Consider the following 21,722-nt stretch of genomic DNA (forward strand, 5'->3'; position numbering starts at 1 on the left):
TGTTTTTATTAAGTTAGATAAAGACGTAAACTTAAAAAAAGAAATACAAAGTATTTTCAATTTTGACAAATTGACGACAGTTCTATAAAATTCTTAAAAAAGTTGAAGATTCAAATAAATTTGAAAGAAGCAAAATGCTCAATCTCTTTTTTAACAATTACTTAAAAACGTTACAACATTTTAATTGTTTTTTAGTTTAAATTTTGTGATTTAAAATCAACCTTATATTTAAACTTTTAAAAAATTTAAAGCAAAAAAAATCCGAAAAAGAATCTATTGATTATGAAATTGCGGGCGGACCGCGAAGTTGAAAAGAAAATTTAGTTTGTGACCAGATTTTTTCCTGTACAGCAAAAATCTGCTCTACCTCATGGGTATGTTTGATCAAAGTAAAACTAAATTCTTCTGGAACGAGTGTGTTTGCTGTTGCTAAAAAGTGACAAGCCAAACAGTCGCCTGCTTTTTCTTTCGCATCAGTTTTTGAAATAGAGTTCTCTGTTTTTTTAAGGTTAAAATGCTTAAAATCACTAGACTCATGACTATGGAAGCTTGAAGAAAAGAGCGCAAAGAAGTAAATCCCAAGCATCAGCTTTGAGATAAAACTCTTTAATGGTCTACTTTCCTTAAAAATCATTGGGCAAAATTATAAAAAATAAATGAAATCGTTTTGTTTAAATATTAATTTTTGGTTTAGAATAGAGATTTTTATTAATAATCCATAATTTAACGCAAAGGCAAACAAAGAATATTAAAATTTGACCGTTTTAAATTTATACAAAGGCGTAAACTTAAGAAAGAAATACAAAAAATTATAAAATATGAGAAATTGCCTACAAACATTAAGATTTTTAAAAGATAGCATTCCTACGGAATACAATTCTAGACGACAATTTTATTTTCTACACAGATATTGCTCCGATGGAGCAGGTTTTTACCAAATGTTGCTAATATTATTATTCTACAGAGGTATCGCTCCTCTGGAGCTTATCGTCTTTTTGTCAACTTCCTCTTTCTACAAAGGTTTTGCTCAACCTGAGCAAAATATACCTCACAAAAAAAGATGAACTAAAGTCCATCTTTTCAATATTTTAAATTTAGAAATTAATCTAACTGCGTTCCCAAATGTTCCCATTCTTGTAATGCAAGGTCGAGCTCTTCTTTGGTCTTATTGTATTTTTCTAAAGTTTCTTCAGAAGGATTTTCTTTGGTAAACGTAGCTTCAAAAGTTTCAATCGCTGTTTCCAGTTCAGAGATCTTTTCTTCTACTTTCTTTAATTTATTCTGAATACTTTTTTGTTCTTTGCTGATAATGGTTGATTGTTGTTGGTTATTAGTTGCTGGTTTTTCTTCAACTTTTTTAACTTCAACTTTAGGCTCATCACTGTGAAGTTTTGCTTTTTCAGCAGAAATCTCTCTAATTGATTCTTTCTGTCTGAATACCAAATATTCGTTAATATCACCTAAGAATTCTTTCATTTTTCCATCACGGAATTCATAGATCTTATCACAAAGACCTTGCAAAAATTCTCTATCGTGAGAAATTACAATTAAAGTTCCTTCAAATCTCTGTAAAGCCAACTTGATAATCTCTTTAGATTGGATATCTAAGTGATTGGTAGGCTCATCCATGATTAACGTGTTGAACGGACGTAACAACAATTTACAAAGCGCCAAACGGTTTCTTTCTCCTCCCGAAAGTACTTTTGTTTTTTTATTTACCGCCTCACCCTGGAAAAGGAAAGATCCTAATAGATCTCTTACTCTCGGTCTTGTTTCTTCAGTTGCAGCATCTTCGGCTTCTTCCTGAACGGTTTTATTTGGCGTAAGAACTTCTTCTTGATTTTGTGCGAAATAACCAATGTTTACATTATGACCTAAATTCCAGTTTCCACCGTAATCTTTGATGTCTCCTGCAAGAATTTTCGCTAAAGTGGTTTTTCCTTGTCCGTTTTGCCCTAGAAGAGCAATTCTATCTCCTCTTTGAACGATAAAATCTACATCATCAAAAATCTGCTTTTCACCATAAGCCTTTCCAAGTTTTTCAGCTTCGAAAATAACTTTTCCGGGAACCTGTGACTGTACGAAACGGATATTGAATTTAGAAACGTCTTCGTTATCAACCTCGATACGTTCTATTTTATCTAATTTTTTGATCAAAGACTGCGCAAAAGAAGCTTTTGTAGCACTCGCACGGAATTTGTTGATGTTATCTTCCATCTGCTTGATCTCCGCATCCTGATTCTTTTTAGCCTGAATAAGTTTTTCACGGCGGTCTTCACGCATTACCAAATATTTAGAATAATTGGCTTTATAATCATCTACTTTTCTGTTGTTTACATCAAAAGTACGGTTACAAACGGCAGTCATAAACTGTTTATCGTGACTTACGAGCAGAATTCCTCCCGGATAATCTTTCAAAAAGTTTTCAAGCCAGATAATCGATTCCATATCCAAGTGATTGGTAGGCTCATCGAGAAGCATTAGATCATTTTTCTGAAGCAGCAATTTTGCTAATTCAATTCTCATTCTCCAACCTCCTGAGAATTCGTCGGTAATTTTTTGGAAATCATCTGCTTTAAAACCTAAACCAAACAAAACCTTTTCAATATCACCTTCCAAATTATAGGCGTCGTGATGCATCAAAAGATCATTCAGATCGGTCATTCTGTTGATCAAATCTGTGTAAGAATCACTTTCATAATCTGTTCTTACCGTCAATTGATGGTTGATTTCCTCCAATTCATCTTTCCAAGCATTAATCTGCTCAAAAGCCTGCATTGTTTCGTTCCAAACGGTTCTACCTTTCACAAAATCAAGATCTTGCTTTAAGAATCCGATGGTAATATTTCCTTCAGGAACTACGTTCCCTTCGTAGAAAGTGATTTCGCCAGATAGCATTTTCAGAAGCGTAGATTTCCCCGCTCCGTTTTTACCAACCAACCCAATTTTATCATCCTTTTTAATGGTGAAATTTACGTTTTGAAATAAATAATTACCTGAATGATGTAATCCTAAACCTTGAACAGAAAGCATTTGAAATGAATATTAAAAGTGAATAATGAATATGAATCTTTTTCGGGTGCAAAAATACGGAAAAGAAATGAATGACAAGTAAATAAAAAAAGAGCGGTCTCAAACGACAGCTCCCTGCTAAATTTTTAAAAACATTTGCCTAGAATTTATTTAAGAAATTCAGCTGGTTTTATTATTCATTAGCAAGGCTTAAAAAGCGTCCCTTAATGAACATAACAAAATAACGTCACAAAAAAAGAAGATTAATCCGTAAAAATAACCAAATAAAAAAATCCGTATTTATACGGAATTTACGCTCTTAAGCTGGAGAATAAATATTGTTAACAATGGCATAAATGACAATTCCTACTGTATTTTTAGCTCCTATTTTTTCGATAGCTCTTTGTCGGTGGCTCTCTACTGTACGTGGGCTGATAAAAAGTTTTTCAGCAATCTCGTTATTGGTGCATTCCTGGCAGATCAGCTTTACAACATCTTTTTCTCTCTCAGACAGATCATCATCCATACTAAAGAGTGATTTCTTTTTTGAACTACTGTTCATATAAGAAAGAAGCATCTCATGATCTTCATTGGTAAAGAAAATACCATTTTCGGACACTTTAAATATGGCTTCTATAAATAGTTTTTTATCGGAATTTTTTGGAAGGAATGCAGCGACCCCCAGCTTGACCATATACCCCAAGACCGATGTTTTGTAATGGGATGAAAGAATTATAATTTTTAGATCTGGATATTTATCTTTCAGTATCTCTACCAATTCGAAACCGTTCATAGGTTGCATTTGAACATCTACTAAAGCAATGTCTGGAAAATCTTCTTCAGTACATTTCTCAAGATTTTCAAGAAAAACGTTTCCTGCATTAGCCATCATTGTTACCGAAAAGTTCTTTTCTTTTGACAGCAGCATTTTTACTCCTTCAAGAATTAACTGTTCGTCATCAACCAAGGCAATTTTTATTTGGTCACTCATTATTTTTTCTGAATTTTAAATATTAATCGGCTTCCTTTATTTATGATGCTTTTCCATTTGAACTGGGCATCCATCGATTGCATTCTGGATTCTATATTTTTGATACCCATTCCTTTTTTAACTTTTTCATAATCAAAACCTTGCCCATTATCAAAGATAACAATTCCCATAAAATCTTTAAAATCTTTAATGAGAATTTCAATTTTATCTGCGCTTGAGTGTTTAATCACATTTGTTGTAAATTCCTGTATTATTCGGTAGATCTGAACTTCTACAAACACATCTTTTTTATCATATTCTGAAGAAACATAGAGCGAAATATTAATTCTCGCCGATAAATTGGTAATTAATTCTTCGATATATAAGATCAAGCCCAATCTTTCCAGGTTTACAGGATAAAGAGAATGCGAAATGTTTCTCGTGCTATCAATTAACTCCGAAATTTGGCTTGAAATAACTTCTGAAGTAGAGTTATCCTCAATATCAAGATTATTCAGCCATAAAGAAAGAATATTTAATCTGTTACCAATATCATCATGAACGGAAACCGCAATTCTTTTACGTTCTTCTTCCTGAACTTTGGTATTTTCTAAAACCAATTGTTTCTGATGCTGAATTTCTGCCAAACTCTGCGCTTCTTTTTCTTTTATAATACGGTCTACAAAAGTTTTGTACGCCACCAATATAAAAAATACGATAATTGCAAGCGTTACAATTATCAGAATAAGCAGATTGATATTTAAGGTAACTTCTTTAATTTTAAAAAGGTATATAAGATTGAACAATAAAGAAAAGTTGACAAAACATTATTGACTCCCATTATTAAGTAAACACTTTCTGTAGACAGATTAACGAATTGTGATAACACTACAAAAATAAGCACAGAAACTGAATAATAAAAGAAAATACTAGCATCTACCAAAATAAATCGATCGATGTTTTTTCCGCTTTTAATTTGCTGAATAAGAAATACTGCAACAAGGCATATGATCATCAGATTAGAAATTATTTTTGCCAGATCATAATTAAAACTGATCTTTAAGCCATAGATGACAAATAAAAATCCCATCGACAAAAGCGCCGAAAAAATTAAAAAAAGTTTATTTATACTTAATTTTCTTATAAAGACCCCTGTTAAAAGTAAAAACTCACCTGCAATAAAGAAATGGTATAAAAAAGAGGTATCCTCTAACTCTAATAAGTAAGGCAATATAAAACTGCAAAATTCAATTAAAAAAAGAAAAACAATATAATAGGTATATTGCTTTTCTGTTTTATTAAGAATGATATATTTCCAAAATATTAGGAAAATTAGGGCTGAAAGCAGCCCATAATTTATAAATAAAAATGTTTTGTAAAATTCTACCATTTTTAGTAATTATTACTCTTCCCCAAAATCTGGTATTTTACAGATCGGTGGACACGGCTTTGCATAGTCATATGTATTTGAAATAGTCTGCGCACTTCCGTTCCCTAAATAGTTATGAAAAGAAATAAAGATTAATGCAGGTAATTGTTTTTGATAAATTTCTGAAAATTTCAATCCAAAAGAACAAACAAAACTAAGCCCTTCATCTGCGTGACAAATTTTATCCGAAGGTACATAAAACTTATTAAAAATATTTCTACCCTTATCTTCTTTGTACTGCGCATAAAACCAGTCTTCCCCGTTACTCTGCCATGACTCGATAGAATCTACCGCTTTATCCTGCTCCATTACAGGTTGGCTTGTAATTGGAAAAAACATATCAGCATCATTATCAATTTTACGCATATCTTTTGACAGCAATGCATTTTTAACAATTGTGTATGTTTGAATTTCAGTTAATTTTAAATCACGATCTAAAGCTTCAAAAGAAGAATAAGGAACTTCACCAACCTCAACTTTAGTCCCTTTTTCGTCTAATGGGCATAAAATTATTGACAATTCATCTTTAATAATTCCTATTTCTACACAAAACTCTTTATTAGAATTATTTTTCTTAAGCCATTGCACTTGCTCAGGTGATAAATTGAATACGTAATTGGGAGGAAAAAGCTCTGCAACTCGTTTAATGTCTTGCTTTGCCATAATCCAGCCTTCTACGGCCATGGAATATTCCTCTCTGTTTAAATTGTTCATAAAAATGGTTTTTAATTCGGTGCATAAAATTATCGATTATCCCTAAACTACACAAACATCCCATGAATAAATAATAATTATTTAATAATTTCTCACGGTCACATGAAAACAGCTCTGCTGCCTTTCTTTAATATAATAAATTTGCCCTGCATCGGCATAATATTTCAACACCTTTTCTAAAGCAGCCTCCATTTTTGGATTACTTTTCAAGACCCCATTGAATCTCACATAAGAAATATCGAATGAATTGCCATAATTATGCGAACTAACTCCTAAACTCGCATTAGAATTCACCCTTCTCAATCTGCATTGGTCTTCAAGTGTCCTGGTAATCGATGAAACGGTAAAAGTATGACCTTTGGTTTCTTTACTAAACCTCGCTCCCATTTTTTCTAAAGTTGATTTCCCTTTAGAAACCATCCAGGCTCTGCTGTAATCTAATTTTTGAACCTTATAGCCTTTTCCTGATTTTTTGATGGAATGAAATTTTCCGCTGTTGATATATTTCTGAACGGTACTTGTCGTTTTCAGAAGTTTTACATTAAAACTTTTAGAAGCATCTAAATGCGACTTATAAAGCGGAGTTGGCTCAACCTTTAAAACCTCTGCAAGGTCATAACAAGGCAGTATTTTTTTAGATTGCTGTCCGTAAAAAATATGATGAAAAAACAAAGGGATTATAAAAAGATACTTCCTCATTAAATACCATTTAAAATGTAAAACGAATAAATATTAACTTTCTTACTTTCAAAGATATCAATTTAAAGCAAAGACATAATATTTTACAATTAAAAATATAAACTTAAAAAAAGTTAATTAACATAAATATTATCAAAAATAAAACCACAAATACATTAAATTAAATAATTAAAATAAAAAATCATTGAATTATTAATTTTTGTAAATTAGCTTTCTAATTAAAAAATACAATAAGAGATGATTTCAAAAACCTCAAAATTCGTAGCCGAAATGTTCGGCACTATGGTCTTAGTTTTAATGGGTTGCGGAAGCGCTGTAATTGCAGGCGCAGACGGAACTACAGGAGTAGGACTTCTAGGAATTTCTTTCGCATTTGGCCTTAGTGTTGTTGCCATGGCTTATGCAATTGGCCACATTTCGGGTTGCCATATTAACCCTGCCATTTCTATTGCGATGGTTGCAGCGGGAAGAATGAAAATGGATGAAGCCGTTCGCTACGTTATTGCCCAGATTATCGGAGCCATTATCGGAGCCGGAATTCTTTATTTAATTTTCACCAATCACCCCGGTGCAGAAATGAAACCTTGGGCTTTAGGATCTAACGGTTGGGGAACCGGATATCTTGATCAGTACAACACAGTTGCAGCTTTTGTTGCTGAATTTGTTTTCACTTTTATCTTTTTGATGGTGATCCTAGGATCAACTTCAACGAAAAACATTAACGGAGGATTTGCAGGTTTAGCCATTGGTTTCTCTTTGGTTTTAATTCATATTGTTGGAATTAAAATAACCGGAGTTTCTGTAAACCCTGCAAGAAGTATTGGTCCCGCAATTTTTGCAGGCGGCGAAGCACTTTCTCAATTATGGCTATTTATTTTAGCTCCAGTTTTAGGTGGGGTTTTTGCAGCGTTCACTTACAATTTATTAATTGAAAAACCTGAATCAGCAAAATAGTAAAAATACATTTTCATATAAATAAATCCTGTCTTTTTAGGCAGGATTTTCTATTTTGTCTTCTTAATTTCAAAAGGATTTTTTAAGATGAGTTCTTCGTGTTTTCCTTTCACCTCCATTTTTTTGGATAATAAATTGAGTGCCATTTTTCTTATGAAAACATCTTTATCTGTAAGCTTCCAATAAGAATCTTCATGAACGTTCTTAGGCTTTCGGATGAAATAAAATTCAGTTTCCCAGGAGTCTACATTGTGATAAAACTCAATGATTCCACAATGTTCAGGAATTACAGAATGTTCAATCATTCCCATAGGCAATAAAAAACTGAAAGAATTGCAGATATAATCTCCACTGCAAATTTTATCATGTTTTAGAAATTTTTCTCCAGTGGATGTATTAATGTAAGATTTTTTAAAATCACTTTTAAAATCACTTTTAGAGAATTTAATTTCTATTTCGTGACTAAAACCTTCAGAATTAATTATCAAAATATCAGCTTCCCAATCTGCCTGAAAATGATTGATCAGCACAATTTCTTTCTCAAAATCACAATGAGAATGAATGTATGCATGAACAAGCTCTTCTATCTTTAACATTAATTATTTTTAAGAAACAATTATTAAACTCTAAAACTCTCCTACTCTAAAACCCTCAAACACAAATTAACTCACCAGCAAACTGCATCCACGAATATCAGAATGGTCAATTCTTCCCAAAACCTGAAATTTATCCCCCACAATCTTTCCTAAATCCTGAGTAGCAATAAATGAGCAAGAATGAATATTTGCCAAATCAATGATATTAATAGCCCCAGTTTTCTCTTCTTTTTCATAGCTAAATGGATCTTCTACATTTCTTATTAAGATTCGCATCCAGCTTGGGCATTGATATTCGTTTTGCCCTAAAGAATAAGCCTGCGAAAGAAGCTCGGTCATAGAATATTCGGAGTAAATTTTATCAGTTTTAAAACCTTCCTGCAAAATCTTCAGCAATTCATCTTTGGTCATTTCTTCTTTTCTGCCCTTCATTCCACCTGTTTCAATCACAATCAAATTGTTAGAAAATTGGAGAATTTGAGAGTTTAAATTACAGAAATCAAGGAAATCTAAAAGCGCAAAAGAAACTCCGAAAAGAATGACTTTTTTATCTTTTAACTCATTTAAAAGTTTAAATAAATCTTCATGATTGTAAAGAAAATATCCATTTTCAGGCTTATCGGATCTTTTCATTAAATGATCCACCATGTAAATTAAAGAGGAGTTTTGTTTTTCAAGATAGCTTGGCAGCAATCCCAAGAAAATAAAATCTTCCGGCTTTCCGATGAATTGCTCGAAACTTTTATAGATGCTTTCCTGATAAATATTTTCATCGGCAATAAAATGCTTAGACAAATTCATCCGCGTTGTTCCCGAACTCTGAAAATATAATTCTGTAGAAACATTTTTGTCTAAAATCTGATGATTTTTAAACATTTCAATCGGCAAAAACGGAATTTTATCTAAACTTTCAATTTCTTCAGAATTGATCTTCAGATAATCAACAAACTTCCTATACACTTCTATGTTGTCATATTGATAACGAAATGTCTTAAGTGACGCAGCCAAAAAGTCATCTTCTGTCTTTATGTCGAATATATTTTCCAATGATATAAATATTTTAAAACCTGTTATTAGCTCAAAACGAAGCATTTATTACAACAAGTATAACTTTTAATTATTTTTTAATCTTAAAATTAAAAATTTGGTCAAGTTTTTGTAACTTCATCCTCGGAATATGGATTAGTAATAAAGATTGTAAGATCTTTTTACAAGGATTACCTCATTTATGGGGTAATTTTTTTTATTCCAAATTCTCAAAAGTTTTCAACTGAAAATCGTGCTCGAAAACTCCATAGGTGAAATAAGAGATCCAGTCTCCCAGATTGATATATTTTGAATTTTCACCTAAATCTAAAACCATTGGCAAATGTCGGTGCCCATAAATAAAGTAATCTATGTTCTCTGTTTCAAGCTTCTTTTTAGAATAGATAATCAAAAACTCCTTGTCTTCTCCCAAAAATGCCTTGTCTTCTTCTCCTGAGATCATTTTATTTTTCTGAGACATATACAACGCAATTTTCATCGCAATATCAGGATGTAACCATTTGAAAAACCATTGAGCAATAGGATTTGTAAAGACTTTTTTCATTCTTTTATATCCTTTATCACCGGGTCCTAAACCGTCTCCATGCGCTAAAAGAAACTGCTTTCCAGCAATTTCAAAATATTGCTTTTTGTAAAAAACGGTACAGCCAATCTCTTCTTCGAGATAATCTTTCATCCACAAATCGTGGTTTCCTACAAAAAAATAAACCTGAACTCCATGATCTTTCAATTCTGCAATTTTTCCGAGAACACGTACATATCCTTTTGGGATTACGTGATTCCATTCATGCCAAAAATCAAACAAATCACCCATCAAAAATAAAACCTGAGCATCTTCTTTAATCTCATTCATCCATCGGATAAATTTTTCTTCACGCACCTTGCTTTCTTTCGGATTTGGAGCGCCGAAATGCTGATCTGAAGCAAAGTACACTTTTTTTCCCTGCTCTAAATTGATGGTTGTTTTAATCACCTTTTATATTTTAAATTCAGTAAAAAAAATATTAATTATCTTCTGCAAACCATTCTCCATAAGAGTTTTCGGTTTCGTGAAGTTTAAGATAAGCTAAAGAAATCCCTTCCGGAAGTTTTGATTTTACTTTTGCAGCAATGGCGTACAACATATTTTCGCAAGTCGGCTGAAAAGTACAGTAAATCACTTTATGACCCTGATTTTCTAAACCTTCACCCAATTCTCTATGCGGCGAAACTCCATTAATTAAAACTGCATGATCCCAAACATCAACAATTTCAGACTTTACAATATCTTTAATATCGCCAAAATCTACCACCATTCCGTTTTTAGGATTCTCAAGATCATTGACAGGTTTTCCTTTTACCGTAACGAAAAGCTTATAAGAATGCCCATGCATATTTTTACATTTTCCGTCATAATTGTACAAAACATGAGCAGTTTCGAATGTGAAAATTTTTGTAATACGTATCATAATGCAAAGATAGGGAAATTCGATATGTAAAAGAATCACCTTACCCTGACTTTAATTTTGATCTAATTAAAATATCGTCGCTATAAATACAATCAGCACAATTGGCACAACAATGAATGCAATTGGTAAAAGAAGATTGGCAATGGCTTTTCCTATCGAAATTTTTTGCACCTCCGAAAGCCCGATCACCATGAGAACAAGTGATGCAAATGACAAAAGCATTTCCATTGTAAATGAAATCCAAAAAACAATACTTCCTTCAATACTAGACTCAAGATAATCAGTGTTACTCCTAAAATAATCATTTCCAAACACTGCAATTTGTAAAAACAAAAATACCAATCCTAGAATAGAAGGGATCATTGCATAAGCCATCATTCTGTAAATAGATGAAGTATTTCCTACGCCGTTTAGCCATTTTCCTGTCCAGCTTAATAGTGCCGAATAAATGTAATAAGAGATCCAGCCCAACATACCCCCTCCAACAATACAACTAAAAACAATTGCAAATAGAGAAGAATTATCACCCATATCTTTTGCAGAGGCACGATCAAAAGCCCTTACAATACCCGCAAAGATAAGCAGAAGGTACAAGTATTTCTCGTATTGTGTGTCATTGATGAATTTGAAAACCCGCTTTGGTTCAGTCCAAATTTTAGTAAAAATATCCTGATCAGAAAGCGCATCGTATTTTTCAAATTCCTCAAATTGATCTTCTGTGTATTTTGTTTCCATATAGTTTTATAGGAGCACGAAAATAAACATATTTATTAAAAATCAAATTAAGCTTAACCAATTCTCATCTAATCTTTTAATTTTCTGCGTTTCTTTATCAATAAAAACCCAAAGCGTAAGAGAATCTACCACCAAAATATCATTGCAATAAAATTCTACTTTTCTTGGTTGCCGAATTCCTTCCGGTGATTTAGGATATGTTTTTACTGTAATTACACCTCCTAAGTAAACCTGCTTTTTATACTGAATATGATGATCGAGAAGCATCCAGATATCATCTGGAAAACCCAATTTATTTTTTACAGAATCCCAATGTTCACCAGCTATTTCTTCTACCCATTTTACATATTGCACATTATTGACGTGATTATTTCCATCAATATATTGTTCTGTAACTTCTATTTGCTTTTCAAAAATCAAACTCATCTTCTTCAAATATTTACTCAAAAATAAGGCATAAAAACAGAACCTTCCCAAAATTGAGAAGGTTCTTAACGATTAAATTTAGTTAAAATGATCTTTTTAATATTTTTTTCTGTTGGAAAACGCAAAGGCACAAGAAGATTTACAAATCACATGTTTTAAGACGCAAAGATCTTATCTTCGATAAAATTGACAATTTTTAATATTAAAAATCTTTGATTTTTTTGCGCGTTAAAGCATTATAAATTGAATTAAGCTTTGCGTCTCTACGTTTTTCCAACAAATTATTTTTAATTAACTCTTTTAATGAAACTGTGCTGTTTCTGTAGAATCTTTCATGGCAACTGTCGCCGAAGAACCTCCGGTAACAATATTCTGAACCTCATCAAAATATCCTGTTCCAACGAAAGACTGATGTTTCACCGCTCTGAAACCTTTTTGCTGCAAAGCAAATTCTCTTTCCTGCAATTCAGAATAACCCGCCATTCCTTTTTCTTTATAAGCTAAAGCCAATTCAAACATCGCCGTATTCAATGCATGGAAACCAGCCAATGTAATAAACTGGAATTTGTAACCCAATTTCGCCAATTCTTCTCTGAAATTCAACATTTCATCTACTGAAAGTCTCGCTGCCCAATTGAAAGATGGCGAACAATTATAAGCCAACATTTTTCCGGGATATTTTACATGAATCCCTTCTGCAAATTTTCTTGCCTGCTCCAAATCAGGATTTGAAGTTTCCATCCAGATCAAATCTGCGTAAGGAGCATAAGACAAACCTCTGTCGATTCCCTGCTCTACTCCATTTTTCACTACATAAAAACCTTCGGAAGTTCTTTCACCGGTTACAAATTTTTTATCTCTATCATCAATATCTGAAGTTAATAAATCCGCAGCATCAGCATCTGTTCTTGCAATAATTAAACTTGGAACACCCAAAACATCAGCCGCCAAACGAGCTGAAATCAGTTTATTGATCGCTTCCTGCGTCGGAACCAAAACTTTCCCTCCTAAATGACCACATTTTTTTGCAGAAGATAACTGATCTTCAAAATGAACTGCAGCAGCTCCGGCTTCAATCATTTGTTTCATCAATTCATAAGCATTCAGATTTCCTCCAAAACCCGCTTCTGCATCAGCAATAATGGGAACTAAATATTCTTTTTCTCCACCTCCGTTTATGGATTGAATCTGATCTGCCCTCAACAAAGCATTATTAATTTTTTTCACAACAGAAGGCACTGAGTTCGCAGGATACAACGATTGATCAGGATACATTTCACCAGATAAATTGGCGTCTGCAGCAACCTGCCATCCTGAAAGATAAATCGCTTCCAATCCAGCGTCAACTTCCTGTACCGCTTGATTTCCCGTTAATGCTCCTAATCCTGCAACAAAATCCTGAGAATTCAGTTTATCCCAAAATTTCTTTGACATTTCTGTTGCAATTGTATAATCTAATTTATAAGAACCTCGAAGTTTTAATACCTCTTCTGCTGTATAAGGTCTTTTCACACCATTCCAACGTGGGTTTTCTAACCAGTCTTTTTCTATTTCCTGAATTTGATCTTGTCTTGTTTTCATACTATTTTTTGTTTAGTTAATTGTTGTTTGATGTTAGTTGATGGTTGTTGGTTTTTAGTTGACAGCTTATAACTCCCATACACTAAAACCCTCAAACTCTCCCACTCAAATGAACGGATATGCTTTTAAGGTTAAAAATTCTTCGAAGTTTTCACAGAAAATCAATTCGTTGAAAAGTTCTTTTGCCAGATTAAATTTTCCATTTTTGAAACGTTCTTCACCCACATATTTTTCAATACGCTCCATCTCTTCAAATTCCCATTGAAGGATCATTTCTCTCGTCAATGTTCTGTCATCATTCAATACCGCTTCATTTTTCAGCCATTGCCAAATTTGGGTTCTTGAAATTTCGGCTGTTGCCGCATCTTCCATCAGATTATAAATTGCAGCAGCTCCAACTCCCGTTAACCAGGATTCAATATAAAGAATTCCGACATTGATGTTTTTACGAACTCCTTTTTCGGTAATTTCACCTTTTGGAATTTCCAGCAAATCTTTTTCAGTAATTTGATACTCAAACTTTTTATCGATTTGATTTTTTTCTGGCATAAATTGATCAAAAATATCTTTTGCTACAGGAACTAAAGCCGGATGCGCCACCCAAGTTCCGTCGTGACCGTTTTTCACTTCTCGTTCTTTATCATTTCTTACTTTTCCGAAAGCCTGGCTATTCGCTTCATAATCATTTTTAATAGGAATTTGTGCTGCCATTCCACCAATTGCGTGAACATTTCTTTTATGACAGATTTCAATTACTCTTTTGGAATAAGCACTCATAAAAGGTGAAGTCATCGTTACCTGATCTCGGTCGGGAACAATAAATTCGGGAAGATTTCTGAATTTTTTAATGAATGAAAAAATATAATCCCAACGTCCACAATTCAAACCAGAACTATGTTCTTTTAATTCAAATAAAATTTCGTCGATTTGAAAGGAAGCTGTAATTGTTTCAACCAAAACTGTTGCTTTAATAGAACCATGCGGAATACCAATATAATTTTGAGCAAAAATAAAAACATCATTCCACCAACAGGCTTCTTTGTAATATTCTAATTTTGGGAGATAAAAATAAGTTCCACTTCCGTTTTCCTGCAACCTTTTTATATTTCTGAAAAAGTAAATTCCAAAATCGATTAGCGAAGCAGAAGTTTGTTCACCATTAATTTCAACATGTTTTTCATTTAAATGCAAACCTCTTGGACGAATCAGCAAAACAGCCGTTTTCTCATTCAACTGATAAGATTTCCCCTGTTCATTTTTAAAATCAATTCTTCGATTAATTGCATCAGAAAGATTGATCTGTCCTTCCATACAATTTTTCCAGGTTGGCGAATTGCTGTCTTCAAAATCTGCCATAAATGTTGAAGCCCCAGAATTCATAGCATTGATAATCATTTTTCGATCAACTGGTCCGGTAATTTCCACTCTTCTGTCGAGCAAATCTTCAGGAAGGGGTGCGCAAATCCAATTTCCATTCCTGATTTCTTCAGTTTCAGATAAAAATTTCGGAAGAATTCCTTTATCAAATTCCTGCTGAGTTTTTTTTCTTTCTTCTAAAAGTTCTAATCTTTTAGCATTAAAATTTTGATGAAGTTCCACCAAAAAATCGATTAGATCATTGGAGAATAATTCCTCAAACTGCGGTTGAGTATTTATATTTAATTGTGTTTTAGTTTCCATAACGTCTTGATTTTGTGATTCGACATTACAAACCTAAATAAAAATTTTCACATAAAGCGAACGTTCGCTAAATTTATTTTAAAAATTATTATGCGAAAAATCGCTTCTAAATATTATATTTGAATCATGAATTCTGACAGCGCCTTTATCAAAACGGTTTTCGGACTAAAACTAAAACAGCAGAGACAAAAGAAAAATTGGTCTTTGCAAGATCTTGCCGTAAAGACAGGATTATCAAAATCTTACCTTAATGAAATTGAAAACGGTAAAAAATATCCGAAACATGATAAGATTATTCAGCTTTCAGAATCTCTGAACTGTACTTTTGATGATTTGGTTTCGACAAAACTTGATAAAAGCTTAGCTCCATTTAATGAGATTTTACAATCTGATTTTTTTAAAGAAATTCCTTTGGATCTTTTCGGAATCAATAAAAATAACCTCATCAGTATTATCAGCGACGCACCAAAAAAAGTGACCGCTTTTATTAATGCTTTGATAGAAATTTCACAGAACTATAATTTAGGAAAAGAGCGGTTTTATTTTGCCGTTTTGCGTTCATTTCAGGAATTAAATGATAATTATTTCCCAGAAATTGAAGATAAAGTTTTGCAGTTTGCACAGGAAAATCAATTGAAGATCAACAAAAATTTACAGACCGATATTTTAGAAAAAATACTGACTGAAAGATTCAATTACAGGATTCAATCAGAAGATTTTGAGCAGTATGGAACTTTGGATCATCTACGTTCGTTATTTATTCCTGAGAAAAAACTATTGCTTTTAAATAAAAAATTAGAGCAGGATCAGAAGACTTTTATTTTTGCTAAAGAAATAGGTTTCAATGTTTTGGAATTGAAAAATCGTCCGAATACCTATTCATGGCTGGATTTTGGAAGTTTTGAAGAAATTCTCAATAATTTTTATGCGTCTTATTTCGCAGGAGCTTTATTGATTTCAAAACAAAAAACAATTGAAGAAACTTCTGAATTTTTCTTGCAAAACGATTGGAAACCCACAAATTTTGAAGATTTAATTAAAAAATTTACTCATTCACCTGAAACATTTTATTATCGTTTAACCAATATTCTTTCTTCAGAATTAGGAATTAAGGATTTGTTTTATTTATGTCTGGTTAAAAAGAAAAATTCAGATAAAATTCAGATCTTAAAGGAATTACATCTGAATCACCAACAAGCTCCACACGCCAACGCCACGAATGAACATTACTGCAGAAGATGGATTGCGATTAAAAATCTGCATGAATTAACGGAAAATGAAACTTTGACGGATGCACAAATTTCACATTATAAAGATCAAGGCGTAAGTTATCTCGTGATTTCAACTTCACAAAAAAATCCGTTTTCTGATGGAAGCAACAGAAGTTATTGTTTGGGAATTTTATTGAATTCACAGACCATTAAAAAAATTAATTTTATTAAATCTGAAACTTTAAAAACTATCAATGTTGGCGTGACTTGTGAATCGTGCAGCATTGCAGATTGCGAAGTAAGACAATCGCCTCCAACCCGATTGGAAAAGGAATATTTTAATTCGAGTATGAAGAATGCGATTGAGAAGATTCGGAAGGATTTTTAGGTTGGGAGTTGGAAGCTGGAGGGTGGAAGTTTAATGTATTTAGAATATTCTTTTAACGCGGAGATCGCAAGGATTTTTGGATAATATTTTGTTTATTTTTGTTCGCAAGGGCGTTCCACTCAGCTAATGAAAGCAGTAAAAAAAATTATACTGCAATGTTTTAAAACTTCAGACTTCATGCCTCCATCTTCTAATAAAAAACTTTTCTTCTTTCATCCATTTTCACTATCTTAGTTACAATAAACACACAAATGATTTTAGATATTTTCTTTCCCAATCGTTGCATTCACTGCAACCGGATTATTGACGGCAATTTACTCGTTTGCAATGTCTGTTTTGAGCAAATTCACTTTACGCATTTCAATTTTTTTGAGGATAATTATATTCTGGAGAAATGTAAACTTCTTTTTCCTATAGAAAACGCTTTTGCATTAATGCAGTTTGAAAAGGAAAATTTAAGCCGGAAAATCATTCACGAATTAAAATATAAAAGTCGAGAAAAAGCCGGAAAGATTTTAGCTGAATGGACGACAGATCGTTTAGATTTTAAAAATCAAAAACCTGACATGTTGGTTTCTGTCCCATTGCATCCGAAGAAACTAAAGGAAAGAGGTTATAATCAACTGCATTTGTTTACAGAAACATTATCGAGGTTTTATGAGATTCCTTTCAGCCATGATTTAATTAAAAGAAACAATTACTCGAAAGCACAGGCTTTGAAAGATAAGAAGCATCGTCTAGAAAGTCAGAATACTTTTTCAATCGCTAAAAATATTTCAGGAAAACATATCCTTTTGGTTGATGATGTTTTTACTACCGGAAATACAATCGCTTCAATTGCCTGGGAAATTTTGAAAACAGGAGACAACAAAGTGAGTGTTTTGGTAATGGCAATGGATGAATAGTTTTTCATTAAAAAAGCCCCAATCTTTACAATTGAGGCTTTAAAAATTTTTATTAATCTATTTTTTTTCTTCTAAATTCTTCGAAACTATCTTCATATTCTTCAGATCCTCTACTCGACTTCATCATTCCACTATTTTTAGACTTATAATATTTATTCAGAAAGGCAAGATATGCATTCATCGATTTAAAATTCATCGCCATATTATAATCAAATGAGAACTGACCAGGATCAAAACTTTCCCCTTTTAAATTTCTGTTATAACGTAGAAATTCGGGAGTGTTGTAGTTAAAGAAAGTGGCTCCCTGATTTGATGACGGCAAAAGAAATGAAGAGATTTGTTGCTGCGAAGGTGAATGACAGCTCATACAAGAGGTCATTGGCAATCTGGCAAGTGTATCTGTTTTTGTTACACCTTTGTTAGTAACATCAACCACACCTTGTAGCGCTACAGCTCCGTCATTCGGACCGCTTAATCTGCCTCCCCATCCTAGAGTTTCTTTACTATAGTAAGGAGCATTATCATTAATCCATGTTTGCGTTAATTTTTGGTTTTGCACTTCTACTGTTGCAAAATCGCTATCAACCTCAGGATCCATTCCCCACATTGCACCAAGCGGAACAAATTTATCTAAGATATTATTGGATTTAATATTTTTGTCATACACAAAAGTTGTAAAAACCCAACCTGTTTCTGGAGCAGCTTTAGAATCTTTAACTACTACATCTATCTGAAACAAGCTTACCTTTTTATAATCATATCTGTTTCTGTAGCTATCCTTAGATTTAGCATCCAATTGGTTATAAATGGTAAAAAGAGGAGCGTCTTTCATATCTGGCCATTGATCACCATTCAACTCTGAAAAAGCAAACTTCACGATTACCGAACCTTCTTTGAATTGGCCTTTATCTTTATTCAGATCAACGCTGATAAAACTATTAATAGGTTTTGAGCTTTTAAAATAAGCCGAATCTATTTCTAAAGGAACATTTCCGTTCTTATCAAAAACTTCACCGATCGTAAATGCCGCCAATCGATCGTACAATACCAATACAAAACCTTCCTGGTTTTTGTTTACGCCTTTAAAAGTTCCTGCAGAATTAGGATTTCCGGGATAGCTTCCCATGATAGGATCTCTTTTACTTCCCATCCATGGTTCGTGAAACCAGCCGACATCTTTTGCACTGAATTTATCTTTCTCATTAATCATTTTGGTAATTAATGGTGATGCATACTCTTTCAGTCCAGAAACATACTTTTCTGCATTTTGTACAGTGATTTTTTCATTAAAATCATTAATGAGTTTAAATCCTACATCTGGTTGTGTTCGAGGATAATCTGCATTTAATTTAAAAAATTCTGTTCTGTCTTTCGGTATTGAATCGGAATGATTCTTAAAAGCTTCTTTTCTCACCAGTTCATCCGGCGGTAAATCTGATTTGGAATTCTTTTTCTCTTCGCTACAAGACCATAGCACAAGCGAGCCTAAAGTAAGGCTTAGAATGAATGTTTTCATTGATTTTGTTTTTCGGTTATTAGTTTTTTTTAATTATCATTAAATTTTAACACTCAATAATAATTAATTAAATATATTAAAAATTCAATATAAAACCAAAAACAATATAAAATTAACACTAAACCAAACATATATTTAAGAAAAATTATCATTTGAAAAAACCTTAGACAAAATCTAAGGTTTCAATAAATATCGTTCTTCGCAAAAAATTTATCTCTGAAGTTTTTCTCCGTAGCTTAAATCTCCGGCATCACCTAAACCTGGTGTAATATATCCTTTTGTCGTCAAGTTTTCATCAATTGCTCCTACCCAAATTTTCGCATCGGGATAAGCTTTTTCGATGGTTTCTACCCCTTGCCTTGAAGCAATTGCTGCTACAATATGAAGTTGAGTAGGTGTTCCGTTTGTTAATAAATCTTTGATTGCTTCAATTAAAGAAGCTCCGGTTGCCAACATAGGATCTGCAACAATCAAGGGTCTTCCGTCAATATTGGGGCACGTAAGATAATCCTGTTTTATTGAGAAATAATCATTGGCGTCGTGCTTTCTATACGCTGCCACAAAACCGCAATCTGCTCTATCTAAATAATTTAAAATTCCCTCAAACAAAGGAACTCCCGCTCTTAAGATTGTGGTAATTACCGGCTGAACAGCAATTTCTTTAACTTTAATTGTATCTAAAGGAGTCTGAATTTCAATTTCTTCCTGCTCCAAACTTTTACTGATTTCGAACGCTGCAATTTCTCCGATTCTTTCCATATTTCTACGGAATCTCATTCGGTCATGCTGAATTTCTACGTTTCTAAGTTCATTAATCCAAGTATTAACCAAAGAAAACTGTTCTGATAAAACTGTAACCATAATCTTAATTTGAAAATTTAGAAATTTGAAAATTTGAAAATAATTTTAAAAAGCTTAATTAAAAAAACAATGATCTTAATTTTCAAATTAAATCATTATCAAATTTTCAAATTGATATTATTTTTGTCTGAAATACACTTCGATAGGAACTCCGGTAAACCCGAATTGCTTTCTCAATTGGTTTTCAGTAAATCTCTTGTATGGCTCTTTTACGTATTGAGGTAAGTTACAGAAAAATACAAACTGTGGTGACGGCGTTGGAAGCTGCACACAATATTTGATTTTAATATATTTTCCTTTATTTGCCGGTGGTGGCGTCTGCTCGAAAATCGGAAGCATAATTTCGTTTAGCTTAGACGTTTTAATTTTCTTCTTACGATCTTCGTAAACAACCATTGCCATTTCTACGGCTTTCAAAATTCTCTGTTTCGTTAATGCTGAAACAAACAAAATTGGAATATCACTAAACTGTCCGATTTTATCTCTGATAGATTTTTCGAAATCTCTGATTGTATTGGTTTGTTTATCTTCAACCAAATCCCATTTATTGACAACGATTACGATACCCTTTCTGTTTTTCTGAGCAAGACCAAAGATATTCATATCCTGAGATTCCCATCCTAAAGTAGCATCAACCATGATGATAACCACATCAGAATATTCAATAGAACGAATTGATCTCATTACAGAATAGAATTCTAGATCTTCATTCACTTTAGATTTACGACGCATTCCGGCAGTATCTACCAACACAAATTCATGTCCGAATTTATTATAAAGTGTCTGAATACTATCTCTTGTAGTTCCTGCAACATCAGTTACAATATTTCTATCTGCATCAAGCAATGCATTGGTCATCGTAGATTTCCCTACGTTTGGACGACCTGCAATTGTAATTTTTGGCAATCCTTCGAAAGGGTCTGTATAATCTTTAGTTGGGAAATCTCTTACAATATCATCTAAAATCTCTCCTGTTCCAGATCCGGTTGCAGAAGAAATAGTATAATATTTCTCAATTCCTAACTGATAAAATTCAGTTGCATCGATTTCTTCTTTAGCAGAATCTACTTTATTGATTACAATATAAGTAGGTTTGTTTGATCTTCTCAGCATTTCGTGGATCTCATGATCCGTATCAGTAAGACCTTCTTCTACATTCAGCATAAAAATGATTGATGTAGCTTCGTCAATAGCCAACTGCACTTGCTTAGAAATTTCTTCCTGGAAAACATCATCGTTGTTTACATCATAACCACCGGTATCAATTACAGTGAATTCTACACCATTCCAGTCAGATTTCCCGTAATGACGGTCTCTGGTTACCCCTGCAGTAGAGTCTACAATAGCCTCTCTTCTTTCTAATAAACGATTAAATAACGTGGATTTTCCTACGTTGGGACGACCAACAATAGCAACAATATTTGACATAAAAAATGTTTAATAATCCTTCGACAATGCGATAGGACAAGATTATCAATGAGTTACTCCAACTTTTGGAGCTCAATTTTTTGCAAAGGTAAGCTTTTATTATTTAAGCAATAGAAATCTCT

21 protein-coding genes are annotated in these 21,722 nt (G+C 32.8%); 3 read left to right on the forward strand and 18 right to left on the reverse strand.

From position 1 onward, the window contains the following. Positions 1 to 280: 280 nt before the first annotated feature. The 7 genes from AB671_RS11145 to AB671_RS11175 all read right to left on the reverse strand — a co-directional run bounded on the left by AB671_RS11145 (position 281) and on the right by AB671_RS11175 (position 6,824). Positions 281 to 634 carry a hypothetical protein gene (locus AB671_RS11145; protein WP_066675493.1) on the reverse strand — a complete coding sequence of 118 codons (354 nt, stop codon included), beginning with the start codon at positions 632 to 634 and terminating at the stop codon, positions 281 to 283. A 467-nt stretch (positions 635 to 1,101) separates the two neighbouring features. Then, on the reverse strand, positions 1,102 to 3,033 hold the full coding sequence (abc-f, locus tag AB671_RS11150) for a ribosomal protection-like ABC-F family protein (RefSeq protein ID WP_066675492.1): 1,932 nt from the start codon (positions 3,031 to 3,033) through the stop codon (positions 1,102 to 1,104). 298 nt (positions 3,034 to 3,331) lie between these two features. Continuing rightward, positions 3,332 to 4,003, reverse strand: coding sequence for a response regulator (locus tag AB671_RS11155; RefSeq protein WP_066675491.1), 672 nt, complete (start codon positions 4,001 to 4,003; stop codon positions 3,332 to 3,334). Further along, positions 4,003 to 4,788, reverse strand: coding sequence for a sensor histidine kinase (locus tag AB671_RS11160; RefSeq protein WP_228391036.1), 786 nt, complete (start codon positions 4,786 to 4,788; stop codon positions 4,003 to 4,005). Before AB671_RS11160 ends, AB671_RS11155 begins: the two co-directional genes overlap by 1 nt. Beyond that, complete coding sequence (locus AB671_RS11165; RefSeq protein ID WP_066675489.1) at positions 4,743 to 5,372, reverse strand: hypothetical protein; 630 nt, start codon at positions 5,370 to 5,372, stop codon at positions 4,743 to 4,745. Before AB671_RS11165 ends, AB671_RS11160 begins: the two co-directional genes overlap by 46 nt. A 12-nt stretch (positions 5,373 to 5,384) precedes the next feature. Further along, positions 5,385 to 6,125 carry a hypothetical protein gene (locus AB671_RS11170; RefSeq protein ID WP_066675487.1) on the reverse strand — a complete coding sequence of 247 codons (741 nt, stop codon included), beginning with the start codon at positions 6,123 to 6,125 and terminating at the stop codon, positions 5,385 to 5,387. Between the two features lie 81 nt (positions 6,126 to 6,206). After that, entirely contained in the window at positions 6,207 to 6,824 is a 618-nt protein-coding gene (locus tag AB671_RS11175; protein ID WP_066675485.1) for a DUF5715 family protein, read from the reverse strand. Positions 6,825 to 7,061: 237 nt separating this feature from the next. Between AB671_RS11175 and aqpZ the strand changes: the two genes are divergently transcribed. Then, positions 7,062 to 7,778, forward strand: coding sequence for an aquaporin Z (gene aqpZ / locus AB671_RS11180; protein ID WP_066675483.1), 717 nt, complete (start codon positions 7,062 to 7,064; stop codon positions 7,776 to 7,778). Positions 7,779 to 7,828: 50 nt separating this feature from the next. On the opposite strand, the gene AB671_RS11185 is transcribed toward aqpZ, so the two are convergent. The 8 genes from AB671_RS11185 to aceB form a co-directional block, all read right to left on the reverse strand. Then, the gene (locus AB671_RS11185; RefSeq protein ID WP_066675481.1) at positions 7,829 to 8,374 is read right to left on the reverse strand and encodes a hypothetical protein; all 546 of its coding nucleotides are present in this window, start codon (positions 8,372 to 8,374) and stop codon (positions 7,829 to 7,831) included. A 66-nt stretch (positions 8,375 to 8,440) separates the two neighbouring features. Continuing rightward, on the reverse strand, positions 8,441 to 9,421 hold the full coding sequence (locus tag AB671_RS11190; protein WP_066675479.1) for an acyl transferase: 981 nt from the start codon (positions 9,419 to 9,421) through the stop codon (positions 8,441 to 8,443). A gap of 196 nt (positions 9,422 to 9,617) precedes the next feature. Beyond that, positions 9,618 to 10,394, reverse strand: a complete 777-nt coding sequence (locus AB671_RS11195; RefSeq protein ID WP_066675478.1) for a UDP-2,3-diacylglucosamine diphosphatase — start codon at positions 10,392 to 10,394, stop codon at positions 9,618 to 9,620. A 31-nt stretch (positions 10,395 to 10,425) separates the two neighbouring features. Further along, entirely contained in the window at positions 10,426 to 10,869 is a 444-nt protein-coding gene (locus AB671_RS11200; protein ID WP_066675476.1) for a 6-pyruvoyl trahydropterin synthase family protein, read from the reverse strand. 66 nt (positions 10,870 to 10,935) lie between these two features. Then, positions 10,936 to 11,604 (reverse strand): Yip1 family protein, encoded by a 669-nt coding sequence (locus AB671_RS11205; RefSeq protein WP_066675474.1) that lies wholly within the window; start codon positions 11,602 to 11,604, stop codon positions 10,936 to 10,938. A gap of 42 nt (positions 11,605 to 11,646) precedes the next feature. Further along, positions 11,647 to 12,030: an acyl-CoA thioesterase gene (locus AB671_RS11210; RefSeq protein ID WP_066675472.1), complete on the reverse strand. Its 384-nt coding sequence runs from the start codon at positions 12,028 to 12,030 to the stop codon at positions 11,647 to 11,649. A gap of 300 nt (positions 12,031 to 12,330) precedes the next feature. Beyond that, positions 12,331 to 13,611: an isocitrate lyase gene (aceA, locus tag AB671_RS11215; protein ID WP_066675470.1), complete on the reverse strand. Its 1,281-nt coding sequence runs from the start codon at positions 13,609 to 13,611 to the stop codon at positions 12,331 to 12,333. A gap of 105 nt (positions 13,612 to 13,716) precedes the next feature. After that, positions 13,717 to 15,291, reverse strand: coding sequence for a malate synthase A (aceB, locus tag AB671_RS11220; protein ID WP_066675468.1), 1,575 nt, complete (start codon positions 15,289 to 15,291; stop codon positions 13,717 to 13,719). Between the two features lie 126 nt (positions 15,292 to 15,417). On the opposite strand from aceB, the gene AB671_RS11225 reads away from it, so the two are divergent. Together AB671_RS11225 and AB671_RS11230 are read left to right on the forward strand one after the other, a co-directional pair. Beyond that, complete coding sequence (locus tag AB671_RS11225; RefSeq protein ID WP_066675466.1) at positions 15,418 to 16,890, forward strand: helix-turn-helix domain-containing protein; 1,473 nt, start codon at positions 15,418 to 15,420, stop codon at positions 16,888 to 16,890. A 251-nt stretch (positions 16,891 to 17,141) separates the two neighbouring features. After that, positions 17,142 to 17,795 carry a ComF family protein gene (locus AB671_RS11230; RefSeq protein WP_066675465.1) on the forward strand — a complete coding sequence of 218 codons (654 nt, stop codon included), beginning with the start codon at positions 17,142 to 17,144 and terminating at the stop codon, positions 17,793 to 17,795. 52 nt (positions 17,796 to 17,847) lie between these two features. On the opposite strand, the gene AB671_RS11235 is transcribed toward AB671_RS11230, so the two are convergent. From AB671_RS11235 to der, 3 genes are all read right to left on the reverse strand, one after another. Then, positions 17,848 to 19,311, reverse strand: a complete 1,464-nt coding sequence (locus AB671_RS11235; protein WP_066675463.1) for a hypothetical protein — start codon at positions 19,309 to 19,311, stop codon at positions 17,848 to 17,850. Positions 19,312 to 19,521: 210 nt separating this feature from the next. Beyond that, positions 19,522 to 20,172 (reverse strand): uracil phosphoribosyltransferase, encoded by a 651-nt coding sequence (gene upp / locus AB671_RS11240; RefSeq protein WP_066675461.1) that lies wholly within the window; start codon positions 20,170 to 20,172, stop codon positions 19,522 to 19,524. Positions 20,173 to 20,289: 117 nt separating this feature from the next. Then, positions 20,290 to 21,600 carry a ribosome biogenesis GTPase Der gene (der, locus tag AB671_RS11245; protein ID WP_066678088.1) on the reverse strand — a complete coding sequence of 437 codons (1,311 nt, stop codon included), beginning with the start codon at positions 21,598 to 21,600 and terminating at the stop codon, positions 20,290 to 20,292. Between the last annotated feature and the right edge of the window lie 122 nt (positions 21,601 to 21,722).

The sequence above is a fragment of the Chryseobacterium sp. BGARF1 genome (genome assembly GCF_001677955.1).
Taxonomy (GTDB): Bacteria; Bacteroidota; Bacteroidia; order Flavobacteriales; family Weeksellaceae; genus Chryseobacterium.

Coding starts and splice junctions, on each gene's coding strand:
- AB671_RS11145 (WP_066675493.1), bottom strand. CDS start 634: ATGATTTTTAAGGAAAGTAGACCATTAAAGAGTTTTATCTCAAAGCTG.
- abc-f (WP_066675492.1), bottom strand. CDS start 3,033: ATGCTTTCTGTTCAAGGTTTAGGATTACATCATTCAGGTAATTATTTA.
- AB671_RS11155 (WP_066675491.1), bottom strand. CDS start 4,003: ATGAGTGACCAAATAAAAATTGCCTTGGTTGATGACGAACAGTTAATT.
- AB671_RS11165 (WP_066675489.1), bottom strand. CDS start 5,372: ATGGTAGAATTTTACAAAACATTTTTATTTATAAATTATGGGCTGCTT.
- AB671_RS11170 (WP_066675487.1), bottom strand. CDS start 6,125: ATGAACAATTTAAACAGAGAGGAATATTCCATGGCCGTAGAAGGCTGG.
- AB671_RS11175 (WP_066675485.1), bottom strand. CDS start 6,824: ATGAGGAAGTATCTTTTTATAATCCCTTTGTTTTTTCATCATATTTTT.
- aqpZ (WP_066675483.1), top strand. CDS start 7,062: ATGATTTCAAAAACCTCAAAATTCGTAGCCGAAATGTTCGGCACTATG.
- AB671_RS11185 (WP_066675481.1), bottom strand. CDS start 8,374: ATGTTAAAGATAGAAGAGCTTGTTCATGCATACATTCATTCTCATTGT.
- AB671_RS11200 (WP_066675476.1), bottom strand. CDS start 10,869: ATGATACGTATTACAAAAATTTTCACATTCGAAACTGCTCATGTTTTG.
- AB671_RS11205 (WP_066675474.1), bottom strand. CDS start 11,604: ATGGAAACAAAATACACAGAAGATCAATTTGAGGAATTTGAAAAATAC.
- AB671_RS11210 (WP_066675472.1), bottom strand. CDS start 12,030: ATGAGTTTGATTTTTGAAAAGCAAATAGAAGTTACAGAACAATATATT.
- aceA (WP_066675470.1), bottom strand. CDS start 13,611: ATGAAAACAAGACAAGATCAAATTCAGGAAATAGAAAAAGACTGGTTA.
- aceB (WP_066675468.1), bottom strand. CDS start 15,291: ATGGAAACTAAAACACAATTAAATATAAATACTCAACCGCAGTTTGAG.
- AB671_RS11225 (WP_066675466.1), top strand. CDS start 15,418: ATGAATTCTGACAGCGCCTTTATCAAAACGGTTTTCGGACTAAAACTA.
- AB671_RS11230 (WP_066675465.1), top strand. CDS start 17,142: ATGATTTTAGATATTTTCTTTCCCAATCGTTGCATTCACTGCAACCGG.
- AB671_RS11235 (WP_066675463.1), bottom strand. CDS start 19,311: ATGAAAACATTCATTCTAAGCCTTACTTTAGGCTCGCTTGTGCTATGG.
- upp (WP_066675461.1), bottom strand. CDS start 20,172: ATGGTTACAGTTTTATCAGAACAGTTTTCTTTGGTTAATACTTGGATT.
- der (WP_066678088.1), bottom strand. CDS start 21,600: ATGTCAAATATTGTTGCTATTGTTGGTCGTCCCAACGTAGGAAAATCC.